19 protein-coding genes and 1 riboswitch are annotated in these 24,756 nt (G+C 37.5%); of the genes, 8 read left to right on the top strand and 11 right to left on the bottom strand.

Annotated elements, in window-relative coordinates:
* Positions 1-423: 423 nt before the first annotated feature.
* Positions 424-558 carry a hypothetical protein gene (locus NLJ82_RS28710; protein ID WP_000833067.1) on the top strand — a complete coding sequence of 45 codons (135 nt, stop codon included), beginning with the start codon at positions 424-426 and terminating at the stop codon, positions 556-558.
* 146 nt (positions 559-704) lie between these two features.
* Here the strand turns inward: NLJ82_RS28710 and NLJ82_RS25785 are convergent, their stop codons facing one another.
* From NLJ82_RS25785 to NLJ82_RS25760, 6 genes are all read right to left on the bottom strand, one after another.
* A complete protein-coding gene (locus NLJ82_RS25785) occupies positions 705-2,006 on the bottom strand; it encodes a glycosyltransferase family 2 protein (protein WP_000988772.1) in 1,302 nt (433 codons plus the stop codon).
* Positions 2,003-2,758: a GGDEF domain-containing protein gene (locus NLJ82_RS25780; RefSeq protein ID WP_000654292.1), complete on the bottom strand. Its 756-nt coding sequence runs from the start codon at positions 2,756-2,758 to the stop codon at positions 2,003-2,005. The genes NLJ82_RS25785 and NLJ82_RS25780 overlap by 4 nt, the downstream gene beginning before the upstream one ends.
* Before the next feature lie 247 nt (positions 2,759-3,005).
* A complete protein-coding gene (locus NLJ82_RS25775) occupies positions 3,006-4,217 on the bottom strand; it encodes a NupC/NupG family nucleoside CNT transporter (RefSeq protein WP_001051014.1) in 1,212 nt (403 codons plus the stop codon).
* A gap of 345 nt (positions 4,218-4,562) precedes the next feature.
* Positions 4,563-6,311 (bottom strand): C40 family peptidase, encoded by a 1,749-nt coding sequence (locus tag NLJ82_RS25770; protein WP_000760284.1) that lies wholly within the window; start codon positions 6,309-6,311, stop codon positions 4,563-4,565.
* Positions 6,312-6,521: 210 nt separating this feature from the next.
* Positions 6,522-7,406, bottom strand: coding sequence for a D-amino-acid transaminase (locus tag NLJ82_RS25765; protein WP_002028859.1), 885 nt, complete (start codon positions 7,404-7,406; stop codon positions 6,522-6,524).
* 476 nt (positions 7,407-7,882) lie between these two features.
* Positions 7,883-9,811: an LTA synthase family protein gene (locus tag NLJ82_RS25760; protein ID WP_000665331.1), complete on the bottom strand. Its 1,929-nt coding sequence runs from the start codon at positions 9,809-9,811 to the stop codon at positions 7,883-7,885.
* A gap of 545 nt (positions 9,812-10,356) precedes the next feature.
* On the opposite strand from NLJ82_RS25760, the gene NLJ82_RS25755 reads away from it, so the two are divergent.
* Together NLJ82_RS25755 and NLJ82_RS25750 are read left to right on the top strand one after the other, a co-directional pair.
* Positions 10,357-10,722, top strand: coding sequence for a YkvA family protein (locus tag NLJ82_RS25755; RefSeq protein ID WP_000435502.1), 366 nt, complete (start codon positions 10,357-10,359; stop codon positions 10,720-10,722).
* A gap of 50 nt (positions 10,723-10,772) precedes the next feature.
* Complete coding sequence (locus NLJ82_RS25750; protein WP_001139067.1) at positions 10,773-11,264, top strand: metal-binding protein; 492 nt, start codon at positions 10,773-10,775, stop codon at positions 11,262-11,264.
* A 68-nt stretch (positions 11,265-11,332) separates the two neighbouring features.
* Here the strand turns inward: NLJ82_RS25750 and NLJ82_RS25745 are convergent, their stop codons facing one another.
* Positions 11,333-11,650, bottom strand: a complete 318-nt coding sequence (locus NLJ82_RS25745) for a magnetosome magnetite crystal formation protein family (protein ID WP_001014115.1) — start codon at positions 11,648-11,650, stop codon at positions 11,333-11,335.
* A 297-nt stretch (positions 11,651-11,947) separates the two neighbouring features.
* Between NLJ82_RS25745 and lldP the strand changes: the two genes are divergently transcribed.
* Positions 11,948-13,606, top strand: a complete 1,659-nt coding sequence (lldP, locus tag NLJ82_RS25740) for an L-lactate permease (RefSeq protein WP_001099329.1) — start codon at positions 11,948-11,950, stop codon at positions 13,604-13,606.
* Between the two features lie 71 nt (positions 13,607-13,677).
* Positions 13,678-13,793, top strand: a riboswitch (TPP riboswitch).
* Between the two features lie 113 nt (positions 13,794-13,906).
* Entirely contained in the window at positions 13,907-15,667 is a 1,761-nt protein-coding gene (gene thiC / locus NLJ82_RS25735; protein WP_000814468.1) for a phosphomethylpyrimidine synthase ThiC, read from the top strand.
* Between the two features lie 254 nt (positions 15,668-15,921).
* Here thiC and NLJ82_RS25730 read toward each other — a convergent pair whose 3' ends face one another.
* The 3 genes from NLJ82_RS25730 to cydA all read right to left on the bottom strand — a co-directional run bounded on the left by NLJ82_RS25730 (position 15,922) and on the right by cydA (position 19,983).
* A complete protein-coding gene (locus NLJ82_RS25730; protein ID WP_000021132.1) occupies positions 15,922-17,280 on the bottom strand; it encodes an arsenic transporter in 1,359 nt (452 codons plus the stop codon).
* 329 nt (positions 17,281-17,609) lie between these two features.
* Entirely contained in the window at positions 17,610-18,635 is a 1,026-nt protein-coding gene (locus tag NLJ82_RS25725) for a cytochrome d ubiquinol oxidase subunit II (protein ID WP_000544181.1), read from the bottom strand.
* Positions 18,628-19,983, bottom strand: coding sequence for a cytochrome ubiquinol oxidase subunit I (gene cydA, locus NLJ82_RS25720; RefSeq protein ID WP_000381967.1), 1,356 nt, complete (start codon positions 19,981-19,983; stop codon positions 18,628-18,630). The genes NLJ82_RS25725 and cydA overlap by 8 nt, the downstream gene beginning before the upstream one ends.
* 253 nt (positions 19,984-20,236) lie before the next feature.
* Between cydA and NLJ82_RS25715 the strand changes: the two genes are divergently transcribed.
* Positions 20,237-20,386, top strand: a complete 150-nt coding sequence (locus NLJ82_RS25715; protein WP_000283184.1) for a hypothetical protein — start codon at positions 20,237-20,239, stop codon at positions 20,384-20,386.
* 91 nt (positions 20,387-20,477) lie between these two features.
* Positions 20,478-21,563 carry a hypothetical protein gene (locus tag NLJ82_RS25710; protein WP_001231568.1) on the top strand — a complete coding sequence of 362 codons (1,086 nt, stop codon included), beginning with the start codon at positions 20,478-20,480 and terminating at the stop codon, positions 21,561-21,563.
* Between the two features lie 47 nt (positions 21,564-21,610).
* Here the strand turns inward: NLJ82_RS25710 and NLJ82_RS25705 are convergent, their stop codons facing one another.
* Positions 21,611-22,495 (bottom strand): LysR family transcriptional regulator, encoded by an 885-nt coding sequence (locus NLJ82_RS25705; RefSeq protein WP_000421897.1) that lies wholly within the window; start codon positions 22,493-22,495, stop codon positions 21,611-21,613.
* Positions 22,496-22,630: 135 nt separating this feature from the next.
* Between NLJ82_RS25705 and NLJ82_RS25700 the strand changes: the two genes are divergently transcribed.
* Positions 22,631-24,631, top strand: a complete 2,001-nt coding sequence (locus NLJ82_RS25700) for a YhgE/Pip domain-containing protein (RefSeq protein WP_000676338.1) — start codon at positions 22,631-22,633, stop codon at positions 24,629-24,631.
* Positions 24,632-24,756 lie beyond the last annotated feature (125 nt).

Below are 24,756 nucleotides of genomic sequence, written 5' to 3'. Positions count from 1 at the left end.
AATGTATTGAGTCGTCAAGTACAAGACGCTAAAACACATTTGAGAACTCAAAATCTGACTCGTTTGGTAATAGAACGAGTGCCGTATCTGCTAGATGCACTGGATACGGAGTGGTGATGGCACACCGCAATCTTGCACGTCAGCGATACTAGAAATAGACGTCGCCTTTGGTAGCAAGAATCCCACTGACGTTAGTCAGCTTGCGGCTTTAGCCGTGGGAGTGTCAATATATTAGTAGTATGCCTTTTATATGGAGAAAAATCGATACATTTCGACAATGTTCGATATATGGTGGATTCTATTCGTATTTTTGACAAAAAATTGTCGGAAATGTGTTGTCACGTTTATATATATGTGCTATATTATTTCCTGTAAGCGATTTCAAATAGTTTTAAAGCGTATTCAAGGGGGACATCTAGAATAATGAAACGTTACGAAAGAAAGTGGAAGCATATTTGTTTGAAACGTGTGGCACATCGTAGTGTCCAAGAAAGCACGGAACCTAAGACTGAAACGCGTAAAGAGCAACAAGAGAAGCAATTGGTTCTACAAAAATAGCAATCACTTTTTCGTATATAAATGAAGGTCGATCGTTCGTTGGGGGATGGACGTGAAATTACTTTCAGCTAAGGGGTATTGTCTGATATATATTTTATACGGCAATAAATAAGCACAGAGCATACGGCGCTCTGTGCTTATTTTTATTATTTATCCTTTTTGAATCGAACTGTTTTATCCCAGCCAATGACTTGTTTCTTGCTCTTTGCACGTAAGTATAAAATTAAGCTACGAATGAATAAGTACGTAAAGAGCTGTGCGTACGTAAAGTACATGATCACACTAATAAAAATATTAGTTGGTGTAAAGGTTCGTTCCACACTCTGGGCACTAAATAATTGAGAAACATATGTAATGTATGCGACATACCACATGAATAGTAGCGGAATGCTATATTGAATTTGGAATATCCCGAGTAACCCAATTACAAACCAAACGTTCGAAATGATTAAGAATAACCAAAATACAACATATACTAAAACTTGTTGTAAAGAATGGACGAGCAGTTTTCCTTTAAAGAAACTTAATGAAGAAAACATTTTTTCTAAAATGTACAAGTTCCCTTGAAGCCAACGTGTACGCTGCTTAATAAGGATTTTTAAATGCTCAGGTTCTTGTTCCCATGTAATTGACTCTGGAACGATTGGCAGGAGATAACCTTTTTGTGTAATTCGTAATGTTAATTCAGCATCTTCAGCAATTGCATAAGGGTCATAGCCGCCAAGCTCTTCTAATGCAGCGCGACGAAGAAGCATGTTTGTTCCTGTTAGTGAACCTGTTTGGAATAGTAACCAGCGTCCGGATTGCATAAGGAGCTGGAAGATTTGAAATTCTAACGAAATCATTCGTGTTAGCCAGTTTCTTTTTTCATTTACAGTACGAACATGCCCAACAGCTCCAACAGCATCCTCGGTTGTTTCAGCGTGTTCTACAAGCATTCGCAGTGCATGTGGTTCAGGCTGGTTATCTGCATCATAAACACAGAAGTATTCACCATCTGAAATACTAAGGCCATAGTTTAATACACGTGATTTTCCTTTTGGTTCACCAGGGGGAACGCGAATGTGACGAATATGAGCATAAGCTTTGTCAAAATCGTCACCAATTTCAGGTGTCTCATCTTGCGAGTTATCGTTTAATAAATAAACAGTTAGTTTGCCTGGATATTCAATCTTTGCCATCGCCTCTAAAGTATCCTTAATAACGACGCCTTCATTGTGAGCTGGTATTAAAATATCAACGCTTGGGTAATGTTCTAGCGTGCGATCTTTTCGTTTCCTACTTCGGTGAACTAAACCTGCGAGTGTTAAGAAAGAATAGTAAACGAGTAAGCCAGAGAATAGAAAGGCTGTAAAAATAAGTACATACTTAATTGAAAATGTGATGCTGATCCAAAAAACGAGTACGCAAAATAGAAGGAATAAAAGAAGTATAACGAGTGTCATCATAATAACGTCTGTCCTTTGTTCCCAATTTGCTCGCGTGAAATTTTTATATCTTGGATCGCTTCAGCAGCAAGCCATTGTTCCATTTTTGGCTTTAGGCGGTTCATTACAATGTCAGCACCGGCTTCATTTGTATTTTGTAATAAAATAACGAGCGTATTATTATCATATTTAGCAGCAAGGTCAAAGTCAGCTCTTACCGTTTCAACTAATAAGGAAGCTACACGGTCCATAACACTTTCCTTCGTATATTTACTAAAGGAAGTGAAATCAAAATAAATCATAACGCCTGTTTCATTACGACGATTCATTGCATTGATTAATAATGCTTGTCGTCTCTCAAATTCTTGTCTTGTTAATAATTTCGATTCTCCGATGTATTGTTCTAACGTTCTCACACGTTCGGTTAATTCTTTATTTTCATGAATAACCTTCTTTAATAGATGAGTGGAGATATATACAATGAAGAAATTTGCTGCCATTAGGAAGTGAGTAATAATGTATTCCCATTGTTCTGATGTACTCCATAAGTAAAGCCATGCTTGGTAGAACAGGTAGAATACCGAAATAATGGTTCCTAATATGAAGAAAACAAATGCAGTTTTATCAGGCAAAAATAGAAATAGTACATTAACAATTACATATATAATTGTAAAAATGAGAGCATGCTCATATTGCGTTACATGTACAGTTGTAAAATAAAATAAAATTTGTAAAATCCACATAGAGAGGACTTTATAGAAGTTATCTTTCACAAAACTTTCCTCCTTAAAGATAATTCATACAAGGATACTTGTAGTATGCGCAATTATTAAGAAATAGACCGGATGACTATATTCTTTTTGAGAGAGCAACAATAAGTAGTATCCCTCTTTTGTAAGAAAAAATAAACAGACTTGATAATTATTGTATCATAATGTTTTTATATTTCGGCATAAAGTATTTAATATATACTAAGAAAATAAAAAGTCCCCTCTTTAGAAAGAGGGGACTTGCTTTATTTTATAGGAACATCATACCTGCAACTGCTGCGTTTAAGAAGTTAGCTAGTGTACCAGCGATAACTGCTTTAATCCCTAATTGTGCAATTTGTTTACGGCGAGTAGGAGCTAATGTTCCTGTTACACCTAATTGAATTGCGATAGAAGAGAAGTTTGCGAATCCACAGATTGCAAATGTTAAAATTAGATTTGTTTTTGCAGAGAACTCTGCCATATGTGGTCCTAAGTTTGCGTATGCAACGAATTCGTTGATTGCAAGTTTTTGACCGATAAAGCTTGCTGCTTGTACAGCTTCACCAGGAGAAACCCCGATTAAAATTGCAAATGGTGATAGTAAGTAACCGAAGATTAAATCAAGGCTAAGTTTAATATCGAACCAAGAGCCAACCCATCCTAATAGGCCATTTAATAAAGCGATTAATGCGATGAAAGCCATTAACATTGCTGCTACGTTAATAACAAGTTGTATACCTTCTGATGCACCACGTGCTGCTGCGTCAATAACGTTTGCATCTTCACGCTCTGTAGAAAGTACAACGTTATTATCTACTTTTTCTGTTTCTGGCATAATAAGTTTCGCAATTAATAGACTTGATGGAGCTGCCATAATTGCTGCTGCTAATAAGTGTTCTAACGGAATACCCATTGCTGCATAGCCGACAAGAACTGATCCAGCAACAGCTGTCATACCGCTTACCATAATAGCGAAGAATTCACTATTTGTTAAACGTGCTAAGTAAGGTTTGATTAAGATTGGAGCTTCAGTTTGTCCTAAAAATACAGTTGTTACTGAGTTTAAACTTTCTGCTTTAGAAGTTCCAAGAAGTTTACTTAATGCGCCACCAACGATACTAACAAATCTTTGCATAATACCAAAATGATATAAGATTGCTACTAATGAACTAATAAATACGATTGGAAGTAGTGCTTGAATAACGAAGATAAATCCCCAAGGGCCTTTTGCGTTGACTAAATCCCCAGCAACGAACTTAATTCCCTCGTAAGAAAAATTAATTAATCCTTGAACGCCATCTGCAGCGTGTTTTAAACCTGCTTTTCCGGCATCCCATCGTAATACGATAAATGAAAATGACATTTGTAATGCTAGCGCGATTAAAATCGTGCGCCAATTAATAGCTTTGCGGTTGGAAGATAGTAAGAAAGCGATTGCTAATACTCCAATCACGCCGCCAATTCCCCATAAAAGATTCATGCAGTGTATGCTCCTTCCTCATAGTAAAAAAATGTATAAAACAGTTGTCTATACTTCTGCAAATATAACATCTTAAGTAACTTATCATAATGGACATCAGAGGTCAAACGTCTAACAAAAAGTTTAAATAAAAAGAAAATTCTTCAAAAAAACACATATAAAATGATTAGACATGAAATAGGTTATGTTTTTTATGTAAAAATATACATTATGATAACGTTATGGATCATTATTGTAGAATATAGTGTATGAAATAGGAAAATAGATACATTATTTTTTTGAAGAAATAGGTTATACACATTAAAAAGAGCCTTCTAGTAATCTAGAAGGCTCTAAAAATATAACTTAAGGTGCTTTCGTATAACCTAAGAAGTGCTTACTCCAATAAGAATTGCTTAATGAAGCGATTGCTACACCTTTATCTCCAGCTTGGATAAATGATCCGCCCCCAAGGTAAATACCCATATGAGAAGGACCTGATTTATAAGTGTTTTGGAAATAAATTAAGTCACCTGGTTGTGGATTTGAAGTTTGTGGTAGGCTACCCCAATATCCCGCAACACTTTGACGGCTAATGTTATGACCAAATTTCTTAAATACGTGGTAGATGTAGCCACTGCAGTCCACACCGTTAGCAGAAGTTCCGCCCCAAACGTATGGTACGCCTTGCATTCCTTTTGCATATGCAAGTATAGAAGAACTGTTGCCGCTATTATTACCTGTATTGTTGTTATTGTTGTTATTGTTTTGATTGTTATTTTGATTGTTGTTAGGCTTATTATCTACTGCGCCGCCAACTGGTGTTTTAGAAAGGTAACGTGTGCCGATATAACCAGTTTGACCGTTGTAGTTAATTTTGCTCCATCCAGAGTTTTCAGAGATTACTTGAACCTTCTGTCCTTGTGGAAGTGCGCCTATGATTCTATAATTTGTACCTTCACCACTACGTACATTTAAGGCAGAAGCATTAATGTAGTAGTCACCAATTGCACCTTGATTAGGTTGTTCAGGTTGTTTTGGTTGCTCAGGAGTAGTAGTGCCACCTTTAACGAATTTCATGAATTCGCTACTAACGTAGCCTGTTTTTCCTTGATAGTTAACTTTAAACCAGCTACCTTCAGAGCCAATTACGTTTAATGTCGTACCATTTAATACGCCACCAATTACGCTATGGTAAGTAGCAGGGCCTGTGCGAACGCGTAGAGATGTTGCGTTAACAACATAAGTACCACCAGTTTGAACAGTTACATTATTGTTTTGGTTATTATTTTGGTTGTTTCCTTGTGTAGCGTTATCGCTAGAACCGCCTTTTGTTACGTAGTCTTTGCTTACGTAAGCTGTTTGGCCTGCATAATTGATTTTGAACCAATCTTGAACTTCGCCAACAACTTGTACGACTTGTCCTTTTGTAACAGAACCTACAGTTGTGTGAGAAGTGCTAGGACCTGTACGAACACGAAGGGAAGATACATTTACTGTATAGTTTCCGCTTGCTGGTTTTACAGATTCTTGGTTGTTATTATTCGTATTGTTGTTTGAAGAACCTGTATTAGCAGAAACGCCAGATACAAATTCACCACTTACATAACCTACTTGTCCATTATGGTTGATTTTTACCCAACCATTTTCTTGACCAATTACGTTTAATGTTTGTCCTTCATATACACGTCCTGAAACAGAACTAGAAGTGTTAGGAGCGGTACGTACACGTAATACATCAGCAGTAACTTTATTCTTTCCACCTGTTGTACTTACATTGGAATTGCTCGCACCATTTTTTGATACAAATTCACCACTAACAAAGCCTGTTTTTCCATTCATGTTAATTTTGTACCAACCATTTTCTTCGCCAATCACGTTTAGTGATTGACCGTTATAAACGCGCGAGATGATGTCGTGAGAAGTACTTGATCCTGCACGAACATGTAATACGTCAGCGTTAACCTTATAAGATGAGCTGTTTGATGCAGAAGCTTGGACAGTTGTAGCAGCTTTTTGTGTATTTTGTTCAGGGGCAGCTTGAACACTATCAAGTGTAGGTGCTGCTCCTCCTGCTACAGACACTGCCGCAAGACCGGCAAGGTATTTTTTCATAATTTGTCGATTCCTTTCTGTCTGTAATGTAGTGAAGAAATATTTACCAACTGTTAAAAATTCTAAAGAGCATGTCGATTACTGTCAAGACTTATGCGGGAATCTGAATATGACAAAAAGATTACAAGAAAAAATCAAGGCATAAATCTATACCTTGATTTCCATTTAAATACATATATTGAATGTAGAAAGGATAGAAATTATTCGTGTTTAAGAAGATGACATATTGGATTGTAACAAACTCTGAGAAAATGATCGTTGCAGCATTTTCGTGATAGGGCCAACTTGACCATCTCGGATTACGGTTCCATCAAGATGAGTCATCGGCAAAATTTCAATCGTCGTTCCTGTAAAAAAGCATTCATCCGCTTGATAAACATCACGAACGCTGAAAAGCTCTTCTTGTATTGGAATACGAAGGGTTTTCGCTAAAGAAAGAACATATTGACGAATAATGCCATTTAAAATAAGGTGATTAGCTGGATGTGTGTAAAGAGTTCCGTTTTTAATGAGAAAGAAGTTAGAGTGGCTGCCCTCAGTTACAGTACCATTTCGTACGAAAAGGGCCTCTTTACAACCTTTTCGTTCCGCTTTCGTAGTAGCTAATATATTCGGTAATAAGTTTAATGATTTAATATCACAGCGTAGCCAGCGCGTATCCGGTTCTGATATGGCACGTACACCATATTCAATCCATAACGCTGGTCTTTCTTTCTTTGTAATATAGGCATAGATTGTTGGAGGGACGTCATATGAGAACGTATGGGTACGAGCTTGTACACCACGAGATACTTGCAAATAAATCGTTCCATCTTCGTGGAAATTATTATTTTCGATTAGTTTATAAAGTAGGGTAATCAGTTCCGCTTTTGAGAAAGGGAGTGTTAATTCTATTTCTTCCATGGAGCGATATAATCTTGTGATATGCGGATCTAATAAGTGAAAGTTCCCTTTATATAGACGAATAACCTCGTAGACACCATCCCCAAACTGCAAGCCTCTTTCCTCAAGGTCTATGTACGTTTTTTGTTTCGTTGTATCAATAACTGCATCATTCCAAAGTACAAATCTTTCATATGCCAATTTCGATCCCATCCTTTCGTAAGTAAAGAAGTCACAATACTAATTTTTATGTAAGCAATTCTCTACATATGACGTATATGTTTTGGTAAATGGTAGAGAAGTAGTAGTGATTTACAGCATTTCGTATATACAAATTCGAAAATAAGAAATAAGAATCCTGCTTTTAAATAAAAAAAGCAACATTCTTATGGAATGCTGCACAAGGAGGGTAGCTATCTTTCATAGGGACATCGTCTTATTGAATGTTTTGTGTATGGAAACAAAACATATTGAAAGACAATTATAAGAAAGTAGAAATAAACGATTCACATATTTCTTTAAGGGATCTTATTACAGATGAGAGATAAGAAATATATAGAACCTCGTTTACATATTTTATTATAGAGATACTTCATTAATTTTATATGAATATTTGGTAAAGGTTATGTAATGTTAAAGTTAATGAATATAAGTAATTGTATGGAGGAATATAAAAAAAGAGGCTGAGATTACTCAGCGCTCTTCTTTTCTTCTTTAATAGCTGTCTTTACTTCACCAGTTTTGATCTTGTTGCTTTCAGAGAAGCGAAGTAAGTCACCCTCAATGATTTTGTCAGACATGCTCAATTCATTTTGGGCACGATCAATAAGTGGTTGAGATTCTTCTTTTGGTAGTTGTACAACTTCGCCAGTAGCACGGTCGTAGAATGTACTGTTCGTGTACATGTACTTATCTGTAACGAAGCTACCATCACGAAGAACAACGAATCCTTTATTGTCAGGTGAGAATACGTCATGACCGAATCGAACGTCATTCGTAGAATCTACACCAAGTAAGTTTAGAATAGTTGGTTTAATGTCAATTTCACCAGTTGGTTTTGAAATTGTTTTACCTTCTTTTTGACCTGGAACGTGAATAAACATCGGTGTTTTTTGTAAGTTCATATGGTCAAACGCAGTAATTTCTTCTTTTCCTAAGAACTGTGCCATTGCACGGTTATGGTTTTCAGAAATACCGTAGTGGTCACCGTAGAATACGATAACTGAGTTGTCGTAAATACCTTCTGCTTTTAGACGTTCAATAAAGTGTTTCATTGCTTCATCTAAGTAGCGAGCTGTTACCATGTAACGGTCAAATACGCCATCACCAGAATTGTATTCATCAATTAATTTTGTATTGTCATCATAAGTGAATGGGTAATGGTTTGTTAAAGTAAGGAAGCGAGTATAGAACGGTTGCTTCACTTGTTTTAACATATCGATAGATTGATCAAAGTACTCGATATCTTTTAATCCCCAGTTTAATTTCGTTTCTGGCGTAATCTTATAGTCAAGCTCGTTGTAGTAACGATCATAACCAAGTGCCGGATACATAATGTTACGGTTCCAGAATGTTGCGTTGTTTGCGTGGAATACTGCAGTGTAGTATCCTTGCTGACGTAAAATTTCTGGAGTTGCTGTGTATTCGTTGTTACCGTGTGTGAAGAATACAGCACCACGGTCTAGTGGATACATTGAAGTATCTACTAAGAATTCAGCATCAGATGTTTTTCCTTGCCCAGTTTGATGGAAGAAGTTATCAAAGTAATAACTTTCTTTCGTAAATTGGTTTAAGAATGGTGTAACTTCTTGTCCGTTAACTGTTGCACCAATTAAGAATGTTTGTAATGACTCAAGAGAGACAACGATTACGTTCTTCCCTTTTGCAGTACCAAACATATTTGGATCTGGTTTGCTTTGCGTTGTTTTTACGTAGTTCTCTGTTTCCTGTAACTTACTACCGTCAGCAAATGCCTTTTGTGAACTTGATTTTGCTTGTAAGCCAAGATCATACACTTGGTGTACATATAAACCTAAGTTTTTAACAAGCATAACGCGGTCGAATGAACGTGTTAATAGTTCTGGACGCTCAGCTTCTGCCAATCCTAAGTTTGCGAAGAAAATAGCAATTGTTGACACGAAGTATAGGGAACGCATTGGGCGTGCTACACGTTCTGTCGGTGCAAAATTCTTCATCTTCTTCAATAAAATGAAGAATACGATAATATCAGCAAATGCGAGGATAATTTTGTAGTTAAACAATTCTTTTACACTAGAACCTAAACTTCCGAAGTTAGATGTTTGTCCTAGTACTGGTAAAGTAACGAAGTCATTGTAGAATCCGTAGAACATTACGTTACCAACAAGAACGATTGTTAAGACAAAATTAATTCCAAGTGCTATATAGTTACGTTTTTTCCCTTTTGCAAATAATGCAAGACCAACAAGCAGTAATGATGCTGCTAATGGGCTCAGGAATAAAATGAATTCTTGCATGAAAGATTCAAGTTTTAAATCAAAGCTTGTGCGTGTAATAAGATATGTCTTCAACCATAAGGCTAAAGCTACGAATGCAGTGAAACGCACATTTTGAAATTGTGATTTCAAGGTTTCTTTCATTCATTTCCACCCTTTCTCTATCAGGCTTGGTCGATTTTGGAGCGAAAAATGCTAAAATAAAAAATACATAGTTTTCTTGGCCATAATTAGAGGTTCTATATTCACCCATATACGACTATAACTATGCATACCCTTTTAGTTTCTTGTGTTACTCATAAGCATAACGTCATTTCTGTATTATACAACAAAATTCATTTCTGAGAAACACTATAACATTTTACATTTTTTGTATGAGATTTGTCACTACCAGAGAAAACTTTAACATTCGTTTATATGTCCGTCAACTAGAAAATATAACAAAGGTAGAGCAGAATGTTAAGTGAAAGTGAAAAATCTCTTGTTGAGAAATAAGAAATGACAATGGGTAAGTGGTTATCTAGAAACCTATTATATGAAGGGGAATATGTAAAAATTAACGAACACTTGTTCTTTTTGAGTTTGTTTGTTACAATGAAAGTTCATTGATAGATTATGTGTAATTTTGATGAACTTTTACTGAAAACATATTGTAGCTTATTTCTTTTAAAAAATAGGGAGGCCTTTACATGGAGCAAAAATTTTCAGTTGAAGCATTTTGGAAGAAAGTAAAACATGTCGCAAAGCAAGCAGGGCAGTCAGTTATTTATGCAAGTTTATTGTTGTTTTACGTTTTGCAGAAACCAGATGTTCCAAAACGAGTGAAAATTATTGTAATTGGAGCACTTGCTTATTTTATTGCACCGATTGATGCGATTCCAGATTTCGTTGCTGGAATTGGTTATACGGATGATTTAGGGGCGTTAATGGCTGCGTTATTACAAGCGTCGCTATACGTCGATGATGATGTAAAAGATAAGGCGCGAGTGAAGTTGGCAGAATGGTTTGGTTCGGATATAGACACATCCTTTATCGATCAGAAATTAGATCAATAGGTGAGAACTGTCACATGGTGACAGGGCGAACGTAAGCGAGGAAGTGCATTATGCCATCAGGAAGAACGCATACGAAAATAAACTTAATATCCCTTCCGGTTGTTTTGTTTCTGCTCTTTTCGTATGGACTAACAAATTTTGATTTTTTATTAACTTTTGCAATTGGCTTTTTAGTAGGTACTACATTTTTAACACCGGATTTAGATACGTATAGTAATGCGTATAATAAATGGGGATTCCTGCGTATATTTTGGTATCCGTATAAGAAGGTGATGCCGCATCGCTCCTTCTTTACACACACAATTATACTTGGTGATGCGATTCGTATTGCATACATGTTAATTGTGTTTTCTCCGTTTTTGTTCCTATTAAATGTAATCGCGCTTGACGGAAATTTAATAGAAATGGCGAAGGAACATGAGGTTGAAATTGTAACGTTCGTAATGGGAATTGTTGTGGCAAGCACGCTTCACATTATAGCGGATAAAGTGAATACGCGCCGTAAGAAAATGATGAGAAAAAAGAAGAAACGCAGAAGATAAAAAACCGTCCCAAAAAGGTATTTTGGGACGGTTTTTCTTTTTAATCAAACGTTTGTTTAAAAAGGAAATTAAGCTTTCAGTACTTTAATACCTTTCACGATGTTCCAAATGAAGTAGTATAAGCTAATGATTCCGCAAATACATAAGACAATCATTGTACCGATGCCCAGTGTTACATCCGGTTGATCAGATCCAAGACCCATAACTCCTAAAATAATCATGCCAATGAATGTAGCGATACTTGGGATAATGTGTGTCCATAGAGCACGTTTTGCATGTGGTTTCGTTTCCACATCTCCCACAATCCACACAATAATCGGGAATAAGATAGGGGCAAATAATACACTAAAGTATGATAAAGCTGCTAATATTTTGTTTCCGTTCATATATATCACCTCATAAATAATATCCGTTGTTATACCTTTATTATGCAGGAAAGGTAGCGAGCCTTCTATCGATGAACATGACAAGAACATGACGATTTTGTAAGATTTTTTCGTTAAATAATAAAATTTTCAAAAAAATCTTTTTAAATGGAAATTGTTATGGTACAGTATAAAAGAAAGTTGTTGAAAACGTTTTCTTAAACGTTTTTTTATTTTTAGGTTTAAAGGTATGATGACCTGATAGTCTATTGATGAGGTTATTCTACTTAAAAGGGGATTCTTTAGGGGGAGAGAACAATGAATACATGGACACAAGTTTATGATCCGTTCGGAAACATTTGGATTTCGGCGGCGGTCGCACTTATTCCGATTATCTTTTTTTTCTTAGCTTTAGCAGTTTTCCGTATGAAGGGGTATGTGGCAGGGTTTATTACGGTTGTACTTACAATTTTAGTAGCGCTGTTCGCTTATAAGATGCCGTTCACGATGGCGATGGCAGCAACAGGATACGGTTTCTTATACGGATTATGGCCAATCGCTTGGATCATCGTTATGTCGGTATTTTTATATAAAATTTCTGTGAAAACAGGTCAATTCGATGTGATTCGTGCATCTGTATTATCTATTACAAATGATCACCGTTTACTCGTTATTTTAATCGGATTTTCATTCGGAGCATTTTTAGAAGGAGCAGCAGGATTTGGGGCACCGGTAGCGATCACGGCGGCGCTCCTTGCAGGTCTTGGGTTAAATCCTTTATATGCAGCTGGTCTTTGTTTAATCGCAAATACTGCACCAGTAGCGTTCGGAGCGATGGGAATTCCGATTACAGTTGCTGGACAAGTAACAGGTATTGATCCACATAAAATTGGACAAATGGCTGGACATCAATTACCATTCTTATCATTATTTGTTCCATTCTTTATCGTATTTTTAATGGACGGGTTGAAAGGGGTAAGACAAACGTGGCCTGCTTTACTTGTAGCGGGTAGTTCGTTTGCCATTACGCAGTTCATAACAGCGACATTTTTAGGACCAGAACTTCCGGATATTACGTCGGCACTTGTAAGTTTAGTTAGTTTAGCGCTGTTCTTAAAAGTATGGCAACCGAAAGAAATTTATCAATCTGGGCAAGCAAATAGAGAAGCAGCTGCAACAACAGCGGCATCGATGCCGAAATTAACGTTAGGAAAAGTAGTAAAGGCATGGTCTCCATTTATCGTATTAACGGTTATGGTAGTGGTTTGGAGCCAAAGTTTCTTTAAAGCATTATTTGTTCCAGGAGGCGCGTTAGAAAGCCTTGTATTTAAGTTTGAAATTCCAGGCTTGCACAATTTAGTAATGAAAGCAGAGCCTATTGTAAATAAAGCGACGCCTTACGAGGCAATTTTGAAGTTTGATGTATTATCAGCAACGGGAACAGCAATTTTAATTGCTTGTCTCATTTCCATGTTTATTTTGAAAATGAGTGTAAAAGATGCAGTGGTAACATTTAAAGAAACTTTAAGTGAACTTAAAATGCCAATTCTATCTATTGGATTCGTATTAGGATTTGCATTTATCGCAAACTATTCTGGTCTATCTTCTACACTAGCGTTAGCACTAGCAGGAACTGGCGGACTATTCCCGTTCTTCTCACCATTCTTAGGATGGATTGGTGTATTCTTAACAGGGTCTGATACGTCAGCGAATGCATTATTCTCAAATTTACAAGCAATTACAGCGCAGCAAGTCGGTGTATCTGAAGTACTCCTCGTTGCAGCAAATACAACGGGCGGTGTAACTGGAAAAATGATTTCTCCACAATCGATTGCAATTGCTTGTGCAGCAGTTGGACTTGCGGGGAAAGAATCAGATTTATTCCGCTTTACAGTGAAGCATAGTTTATTCTTCGTAATTATTGTTGGTATTATGACGTATGTACAGGCATATTATTTAACGTGGATGATTCCATAAACAACAAAAGAAATAAACTTTGCATTTTTCAGATTATCGTGTATGATGAGAAAGTATTGAAAATTAAATCAGTGATAAACTAGGGGTGCCTAACGTATGCGTAGGCTGAGAGAGAAGCGCGTGAACTTCTTAACCCTTTGGACCTGATCTGGCTCGTACCAGCGTAGGGAAGTTAACGGCTTTACATAATGATGTCTTTTATGAGCCAGGTCCTTATTTTTTTATGGACCTGGCTCTTTTTATTTTGGCATACGCTGGCCATATCTCGTCCTTGTCACGTACAGGGGGGCAACAAAGGTTATGAAACAGTCTGTTTCAGCTGAGCAAATTGAATTGAAATCGAGTTTACCAGGAAGTAAGAAAGTGTATGTGGATGGACCACGAGAAGGTATGAAGGTGCCGATGCGTGAGATTGAACAAAGCGATACAAATGGCGTCCCGAATCCGCCAATTCGTGTGTATGATACGAGCGGTCCTTATACGGATCCCGCGTATAAAGTGGAGCTGGAAAAGGGGATTCCAACGCCGCGCCACTCTTGGATCCTAGAGCGCGGAGATGTAGAGGCATACGAAGGGCGCGAAGTAAAACCAGAGGATGACGGTGTGAAGGTGGCTTCGAAACATACACCTGTTTTCCCGCAGATGGATCGCAAACCGCTTAGAGCGAAGCAAGGTGCAAATGTTACGCAAATGCATTATGCACGTAATGGCATCATTACGTCTGAGATGGAATATGTTGCGATTCGTGAAGGAGTAGAGCCGGAGTTTGTTCGTAAGGAAATTGCGGAAGGTCGCGCTATTTTACCAGCAAATATTAACCATCCGGAAGCAGAGCCGATGATTATTGGACGTAATTTCCACGTGAAGGTGAATGCAAATATCGGAAACTCTGCTGTATCTTCTTCTATCGCGGAAGAAGTAGAGAAGATGACATGGGCTACTCGCTGGGGTGCAGATACGATTATGGATTTATCTACAGGTAAAAACATTCATACGACGCGTGAGTGGATTATTCGTAACGCGCCTGTACCAGTTGGAACTGTACCGATCTATCAAGCTCTTGAAAAAGTAAACGGAATTGCAGAAGATTTAACGTGGGAAGTGTATCGTGATACGTTAATTGAGCAAGCGGAGCAAGGCGTAGATTACTTTACGATTCACGCTGGTGTATTACTTCGTTACATTCCAATTACTGCAAAGCGTACGACAGGTATCGTTTCGCGCGGTGGTTCGATTATGGCGCAGTGGTGTTTATTCCATCATAAAGAAAACTTCCTATACACTCATTTTGAAGAGATTTGTGAAATTATGAAGCAGTATGATGTTTCGTTCTCTCTTGGAGATGGATTACGCCCAGGTTCAATTGCAGATGCAAATGACGAAGCACAGTTCTCTGAGCTTGAAACACTTGGTGAATTAACGAAGATCGCTTGGAAACATGATGTGCAAGTGATGATTGAAGGGCCTGGGCATGTACCGATGCATTTAATTAAAGAAAATATGGAGAAAGAGCTTGATATTTGTCAGGGCGCGCCATTCTATACACTTGGACCGTTAACGACAGATATTGCACCAGGTTATGACCATATTACATCCGCAATAGGAGCTGCGATGATTGGCTGGTTTGGGACGGCGATGCTTTGTTATGTAACGCCGAAAGAACATTTAGGTTTACCGAATAAAGATGATGTACGCGAAGGTGTTATTACGTACAAAATCGCTGCGCATGCGGCCGATCTGGCGAAAGGGCACAAAACGGCTCATCAGCGCGATGATGCACTTTCAAAAGCTCGCTTTGAATTCCGTTGGCGCGATCAATTTAATTTATCTTTAGATCCTGAACGTGCGATGGAATATCACGATGAAACATTGCCGGCAGAAGGCGCAAAAACAGCTCATTTCTGTTCCATGTGTGGACCGAAGTTTTGTAGTATGAGAATTTCACATGATATTCGTGAATACGCGAAAGAAAATGATTTAGAAACGACAGAAGCAATTGAAAAGGGAATGAAAGAGAAAGCGAAAGAATTTAAAGACACTGGTAGTCATTTATACCAATAACACGTTACACCTCTTTACTTGATTGATCACACTGTAGTACCTAACTTAAATATAGAAGAAGCCCGCTTTGCTAAGACGGTAGCAAAGCGGGCTTCTGTTGTTTATCCCGCTATTTGTGGGAAGTAAGACCCCCGCCTCAAAATTCAGCGGAAGCAAAGAAGTTAGGTGGGGGGCAACTGCCCGTAAAAGCCCGATTGGTTAGGGCTGATAATCAGTGGGGGATGAACAAAACCCCCACTGATTAAAGTTTCACTTTATAAGGCGAAGAAGAGATGTACCCAATAGAATAAGAGGAATAATGTAACGACTGTTGTGAGTGGAATAACGATAAGGGATACACTTAAATAGTCTTTCCATTTTACTTTAATTTTGTTTTGTTTCAGGATATACATCCAAATGAGAGAAGCTAGCGTACCGATTGGTAATAATAGTGAACCGATGTCACTACCAATGATATTTGCGAGATAGATAGTTTTTAATGTGACTGGATCTAATCCCATTTCTGTTAACGTAATGGTACCAATCATAAGTGCAGGGTGATTATTGAAGACATTGGAGAGGAGAGAAACGAGTCCACCCATTGCAAAGCTAGCATAAAGCAGATGTTGACTTACAACTGGTTCAAGCCATTGGACAAGCGCTGCTGTTAATCCTGCGTTGTGGAGCCCGTAAATAATGACATACATAGAGAAAGCAAAAATCAAAATGTGCCAAGGTGTCTTTTTCAAAATGTCGACAGGGTTCGTTCGTAAGTAGTACCATCTCCAAATGAGAAGAACGAGTGAACCGAGTACGGCAACAATCTCGATTGGGATGGATAAGAAGGATGCAACGAATAGAAGACAGCGCATAAGGAAGACGAAGCCTAATACTTTTAGCATGAACTTTGTCCGTTTTTGTTTCGTATCAACTGAATTTTTTCCTTTTAACGGATGAAAGTTTTTCGTGAAGAATATTTCTTCAATATCATATGAAGAAACAGGCAATTTTTTCGGAAGTTTTTTCTTCAAAACCGTATACATAAGCCATGACATAAACAATAGTCCTAATGTTGCAGGTACAAACATCATAGCAGTATGCATATAAAGAGTCATATTCACGATATTTAATGCGATTAAGTTTACGATATTACTTACACCAATTGGTGCACTAGATGCAGTAGCGATTAAAGCACCGCTTAATAAATAAGGGATTTGTTGATGCGGTTTTAATTGAAGATTTTTTAGGAGAAGAATTAAGATTGGCGTTGTAATTAAAATACTACCGTCGTTATTAAATAAAAGAGTCATAAGAAAACATAATAATTGAATATACCAGTATAAGCGGCGCCCGGAGCCTTTTGCTAAGTTTGCAAGTTTCGCTGCGGACCAGTGGAAGAATCCGAAGCTTTCTAATATAACCGCCATAACGATGGTCGCTAATATTGTTATGGAGGCACCGCCAATTTTACTAATAATGTCCATGACGTCTGGTTTTGATACAAGTCCAGTAATCAGGATAATGCCAGCGCCAATTGCTGCCGGCCACGCCTCATTTAAACCACGAGGTCGCCAAAAGATAACAATCATTGTTAAGAAGAATACAATAATAGTAATCCATATTTCAATGCTCATATTTTACCTACCTTTCTACTTTTCCTTAAAGTAATGTAGCTTGTCTTAAGGTTTGTATTGGTAGTATATTCAGCAAAAAATAAGAAGAACTAGACGTATACCGGAGTGCAATGAATATGTGTTTTTCAAGTTATGGGACAAGTATCTCTCTTAGTGAAATAACTATTGTGAGAGGAGTCTAGAAATTAATGGGGCAGTAAGATAGTAAATAAAATTTATATAGGTGATTATGGAGATATATCAGCGATTTTTAAATTATATCGACTTATCGACAAAACATGACAAAAGGAGCCCATCCCAAAATACCTTTTGGAACAGGCCCTACAATATTATTTTTCCTTCAAAAAAGTTCGATCCTTCAAGAATAAATTCCAGAAGAAAATAAATCCTGGTAATAAAATTGCAATCCCAATTGCATATAGAATAAGCAATGCATAGAATGTTTCGACCGTTGTAAAGCTTGTAAATACAGTTACATCAGGATAAATAATATACGGTAAATGCGCAACGCCGTAAGCATAACTTGCAAATGCATATTGAGCGACGACTGCTAAAACGGCAATGCGAGGGTATCCTAGTGTGTCATACTTCTTGTTTGTCCACCAAAGAGAAGAGTATCCGATAATGAATAAAACGATAGAAACTGTAAACCATGTGAATTGCTTTATTAGCCCTTGCATAAGCCAGTGTGTTTCCGGATCCATTACAACGAGGGCAATAATCGCCGTAACGAGCGTTGCAGGACCAAGGATAATCGCGTTTCTTCTATAAATTCTATATGCATCTTCTGAACCTTGTTCTCTCGCAAAATCAGCAAGAAAGAGAGAGGAAAGAAATAGTTCCGAAGTTAGTCCAAAGAGCATATAACAATAAATAACAGGACTAGAAAGAAGTTTTCCATATAGGAGTACTTCTTTTCCTTCAGACATTGTAATATAGGCACCTTCTGTAACTGGTAAAACGGTAATTAATAGAGCTGGAATTAAGAGCCCTGTAATACCTGAAATGATACGAAGAAGGTGTTGGTACTTCGGCAGAGAATAAGCAAATACCATAAATGTACTGCGAATTGCCACGAGTACTAAAATTAACATAACGGGCACGAACATTACTGTCGCAAGAGTAAAGGCTGCTTTCGGAAAGAAGCCAAGAAATGCGACAACGACAAAGACGAGAAACGTATTTGTTACTTCCCAAGTCGGTGATAAGTATCGGTTGGCAAGCTTGGCAGCGAGCGTTGGATGTTTTGCGTATACCATGCCCCAAAAACCTGCTCCAAAATCGATGGATCCTAATATACTGTATACGAAAATAAGGGCCCATAAGATGATGATTGCAATACTTTCCTCATGCACGAGAATCGCCTCCTTCGTGATGTAAATCATTTGTAAGCGGATGTTTCTTAAAGAATGTCCGTAGCACAAAGACTGTTAAAATACCGAGTCCAATATATAAAATGATGAATAGAATAAATAAAGGACCGACAAAATCAGCGCGTGTAGAAGCGTCGACTGTACGTTGCATACCGTAAATGGTCCACGGTTGACGACCGCTACAGCTGAAAATCCATCCGAATTCAATGCCAAGCATCATAACTGGTCCACATGCGGCAGCTCCCCAAAGAAGCCACTTCGGTAGTTCGGCCCCTTTTTTTCGGTAAACAAAGTACCAATATAAGAGGGCAATTGCTGCAACTGCAAAGGTAAAGGCAGCAGTGCCAACCATTAAATTGAACAATGTATGTGTGTAAAATGGTGGCCATGTTTCTTGTGGAAATTCATTTAGACCTTTTACGACGGTGTTAGGGTCTAGTCCCACTAGTAGGCTAAGCATGTTCGGAATTTCTAGTGCATAGTTTAGTTCAAGTGTGTTAGGATCTACAACTCCGCCGATGGATAACGGTGCATGTGATGTCGTTTCAAATAAAGCTTCAGCAGATGCCAGTTTTTCAGGGGAATGCTTATGTAAGGCAATTGCCGATTCGTGTCCCGAAAGCCACATCGTAGCACCTGTAATAAATGTTACGACGAGTCCTAATAGTAGCCCTTTTTTATGATACGCCACTTCACGTTTACTTAAATTCCTCTTTAATAATTTAAATCCAGCGATAGAGGCAATGACGGCAGCTCCAGTTGCATAGGCTGTAATCACAACGTGGAATGCGCTTGTGCCAAAACTCGGATTAAAGAAAGCTTTCCACGGATCAACGTTAAAAACTGATCCATCTGGTCCCATTGAAAAGCCCGCGGGTGTATTCATCCATGTATTTGCCGATGTAATAAGCACGGCGGATGCCGTGGCACCAATCATGACGAAGAATAGCGAGATTAATCTCATGAATGGAGGTAGTTTGTCAGCTGCATATACATAAATGGACATGAACAAAGCCTCTAAAAAGAAGGCGAAAATCTCAATTTGAAAGGGAACAGAAATAACCTGCCCAACAATTTTGGCAAAACCAGGCCAAAGCAGTGAGATTTGCACACCAACGATTGTTCCAGTTGGAATTGCTACACCGAGAAGGATGGCAAAGGCCTTTGTCCATCTTTTTGCCATAATGGCGTAGTCGGAATCTTTCTTCCAGTGATAGAGTATTTCACTTATAAAAATCATTAATGAAAGTCCGACACCAAGTGTTGCGAAGATAATGTGGAATGCTAGTGAAGAACCGAAAAATGCTCTTGCTAATGTTACCGTATCCATATGTAAACTCCTCTTCTTTTTTGCCATTATTTTCTGATTGAATTGGAAGATTTATTCAAAAAAACTACCAAAAATATATATGTATTTAAAAAATGGATATGTTAATATGATGATTGAATATTATGAATAAAAAGAAGTTAATGTTTAATAATATTTTGTTTGTTTTTTAGGAAGGAATATTTTATAATCTTTTATGCGAACATAAGTTCTGTTTTAGGGTAAAGAAGTTTATGTGAAATGGAGAGGATGTTTTATGTATCCTGAAGTCATTAAAAAGATGGCATTTTCAAAAGAGCATAGAGATTTATTACTGAAGCTATATAATAAAGAGATTACGCGTAGTGAGTATGATCGACTCGTAGAATCGCTATATAGACCTTCTAAAGAGGCTTGTGAGGGATAGAGGAACGGGAGACAATCTAATAGATTGTCTTTTTTACATTTACGTATGTTCTGGTAAAATTAAGGATAGCCTTACTAGGGAGGTGAAAAGTTTGCGGAAACGTATATATATAGTGATTGGAGTTATTCTTTTAATCGCTTTAGGTGGAATTGTATTTTGGTCAGCTTTGCAAGGAAACCGTACGGAGCATTTTATTTTAAGACATATGATGAATGAAAATGGGACGCTTGCTACATATCGTTTAGAAGATACAAAAGCAGGTACCGGTGAAGCGAAAGGCCGTGAAGCTTTATCAGAATCAGCAGGACTTTGGCTACAATATACATTGGATAAAGATGATCAAGCGTTATTCGATGAACAAGTTAAGGTTATTCAAAATAACTTTGTACATAAGGACCAAATTGTTTTATGGAAAATCTCTGAAAAGGGAGAAATGCAGTCAGCTACAAATGCACTTATTGATGACCTTCGTATTATAGAACAGTTATATCGCGCTTATGAAATGTACAAGGAAGAGCGCTATAAAAACTTGGCAGATCAATTGAGTGATGCTGTAATTCGTTATAATAAGAAGGATAATTATTATGTTGATTATTATGATGCAGATGCAAGGAAACAAAATGATTTTGCAACAACGTCATATATAAATCCGCGCGCGTTCTCTTATATGAAAAAGTATGGTAAAGTTTCTGCTCAGCAATATGAGGAAGTCGTTCAATTTTTAGCAGATTACCCAAGGCATGGATGGGCATTCCCGAAAGAGTATAAAGAAGATGGTACATTTACGTACGATAAAGAAGTGAATCTTATTGACCAATCATACGTTGCATATCATCGTAGTTTAGGTGGTCTTTCCTCAGATGCTTATTTGGAATTTATAAAGAAGAAATTCCAGGAGGATGGAAAGCTATACGGTCGTTACAATTTAGAAACGGGAAAACAAACTGTGAATTATGAATCGCCAGCCGCTTACGGATTAACGATTTTGTACGTACTACAAACAGGTGATACAAATTTCGCAAAGGAATTATATGATCATATGGCCACATTCCGAAATGACAACGTATTTAGTAGATATTACGGTGGATATGTAACAGGCGAAAATAACAATACGCATATTTTTGATAATGTTTTGCCGCTTTTAGCTGAAATAGAATTAGAGAAGAGTGAAAAATAAAAGGTGCCACCCTATGGGGATGGCATCTTTTATTGTTTAATATCATTTTAAGTCCTAATATTGGAGAAGTAATCAATTACGAATTCACGGAATTTCTGAGCAGTTTTCGATAAGTAACGTTTTTTTGACCAGCTTAACCCAATCGTTCGCTCACAATTTGGTTCAATAATACGTAACTTATTTAATGCTAAAGTAGAGTTTTTTAATAAAGTTAAACTTGGGACAAAGGCGATGCCGAGGCCTTGCTTAATCAGGTCGCTAATCACGGTTGGTTCATCTACTTCAAAGGCGATATGTGGAGTGAAGCCAGCTTCTTTACAAAATTCATCCGTTAAGTGCCGAAATCCGTAACCAGTGTTCATACTAATGAACGGTTCATCTTTTACTTCATGCAGATAGATACTTTCACGTCCTGATAAACGATGGCCTGAAGGGACGACTAAGAAAATTTCTTCTGTAATAAGTGGCTCCCAAATAATTTCCTCGCCTTCAATTGGCACAGAAGAAATACAAAAGTCAATTTCTATATTATCTAGTTGTCGTTTCATAGAAGGAGTAGATGCGAGAAATTGCTGGAATCGAACGTTAGGATGTTCTAGTAAAAAAGAACCGATTAGTTCTGGTAATATTCTTGGAATAGAAACAGCAAGCGTAATAGAGCTTTGTTGTAAGTCAGCTAAATCTTTAATTTCTCGTTCGCCTTCACTTAATTCATGAAAAATACGCTCTACTCGTTTTAAAAATACTTTCCCGAAAGCGTTTAATGTAATCTGTCGCCCTTGGCGGTCAAATAACGGAACGCCTAAGTCCTTTTCTAATCTAGCAATTGTTTTGCTGAGCGAAGGTTGTGCGATATGCAATTCTTCAGCGGCTTTTGTCATATGCTCTAATCTTGCGACTGTTTGAAAGTATTTTAGTTGAAGAAGTTCCATTTTGACTCTCCTTTCTATAGACCAAAAGGAATGAATTGATAATTAAAGATGTATTATACAGTATGGAAATGGACGTGTATAGTAAATCTGTTAAACCATTCTAATGGTGTTAAATTTGGAGAAGGAGTATGTTTCATGAAAGGAATTCAACTTATATTTAAAGATTGGAAAGCGATGTGGCACCATAAACATGGACGTATCGCTTTAATTTTTTTATTAATCGTTCCTTTAATTTATTCAGGATTCTTTTTAGCTGGATATTGGGATCCGTACGGACGATTAGATAAATTACCTGTTGCGATTGTAAATTTAGATAAAGGTGCCGCGATGGATGAGAAAACAATTCATGCAGGAGACGATTTTGTAAAAAATTTAAAAGAGAATAAGGAACTGGCTTTTCATTTCGTATCAGAAAAAAATGCTGAGGAAGGGCTAAAAGAAGATAAGTACTATATGGTTGTTACGATTCCAGCCGATTTCTCTAAAAAGGTAAGTACACTTATGAATGAAAAACCAGAACCAGCACAATTGCAGTACAAAGTAAATCCGGGTAAAAACTTTGTAGCAGCGCAAATTGGAACGACAGCTGTTGAAAATATGAAAACAAAAATTTCAAATAGTATTACGAAATCTTATACAGAAGGTGTCTTTTCAAAGTTTCAAGACTTAGCACAAGGGTTGAATGATGCAAGTCATGGTGCTGGGAAGTTACATGAAGGAACGACAGATGCAAGAAATGGGGCAAATCAGCTCGCAGATGGTATTCATCGTTTAAGTGACGGGACATCAAAAGTGAAAGAGGGAAGTGACAAACTTGCTTCTAGCCAATCTGCCTTAACTGACGGAGCAAATGGGCTAAGTCAAGGAGCAACCTCACTTCATAGCGGGATGGAGTTATTGACACAAGGTGAAAAAACTTTACAATCAGGGGTTAGTGAATTAAGTGCTGGTACAAATGAATGGGTGAACGGAAGTGAGAAACTTGCTGAAGGGCAAGTGAAAGCGGACAATGCAGCAGATAGTGTAAAACAACAATTAGAAGAGTACGTGAAAAGTCATCCAGAAGTGCAGCAAGACCCTGCTTTTCAAAAGATTATTGCTACGTCTAATGGATTAGCTAAAGCAACAAACACCTTAAATAATAGCCAGCAACAATTGACGCAAGGTGCAAAGAAGCTTGCGGATGGTCAACATAAGATTGAAGAAGGTATAAATACATTCGGAGTTAAGTTAAATGAGGCTACTGCTGGAACGAAAAAGATAGCAGATAATGCGGCGAATTTAGCTAGTGGATTTACGAAATGGGGAACTGGGTTTACATCATTACAAGAAGGTGTCAATCAACTTGCGAGCGGGGGAACAGAGCTGAATCATGGTGTTGATCAGTTAACGAACGGACTTGTTAAACTTGACGATGGTGCGAAAGAACTTTCTACGAAATTAGGAGAGGGTGCAGCGAAGATAGCAGATGTTCGCAATGATGATGCACGCAATACGATGTTCTCAGAGCCGGTTCAATTAGTGAAGTCAACAGTTTCTGACGTACCTAATTACGGTTCAGGTATTGCACCATATTTCTTATCGCTTGCGTTTTATGTTGGCGGAATTATGGCGTCGAATATTTTACCGCTTGGCCGTAGACAAAATATGAAAGTAAGTGGAACAGTACATTTTATTAATAAATTAGGATTGGTATATGTAATTGGACTTATTCAAGCATTGCTTGTAGATGTAGTTGTGCTAGGAGTTATGAAATTAGAAGTTGCAAGTGTGCCACTCTTTGTTTTATCAAGTATCGTTATTTCCTTTACGTTTATGACGTTTATTCTTATGTTAGTAACAGTATTTGGTCTTGTTGGAAAGTTTTTAGCGGTAACGCTTCTTGTCCTGCAGTTAGCGACGAGCGGGGGTACTTTCCCAGGAGAATTAAATATAGCTGTTCTTAGCAAAATTGGACAATTTCTCCCGATGTCTCATTCTCTTAGAGGACTACAAGATGTGATTTCTTTAGGAGATTGGTCGCAATTACAAATGCAAATTTTAATATTGTTATGCTATCTCGTTGTTGCTGGTGGAATTGCTTGGATCACGAGCCATATACAACATAGGGAAACGAATGTAGAAAAAGTTTCTTAAAATAAAAAGAAGTTATCCGATTTTTTTTGGATGGCTTCTTTTTGCTTTTCTTGTAGCAAAAAGCACATTGTTTTATTTTTTTATACATCAGTTCCTATATAAGAGAAGAGATGTATGGTGAGATT

This window comes from Bacillus paranthracis, assembly GCF_024296885.1.
Lineage (GTDB): Bacteria > Bacillota > Bacilli > Bacillales > Bacillaceae_G > Bacillus_A > Bacillus_A paranthracis.
The sequence above is the reverse complement of the archived record's forward strand: the minus strand, read 5'-3'. Positions and strand labels throughout refer to the sequence as shown.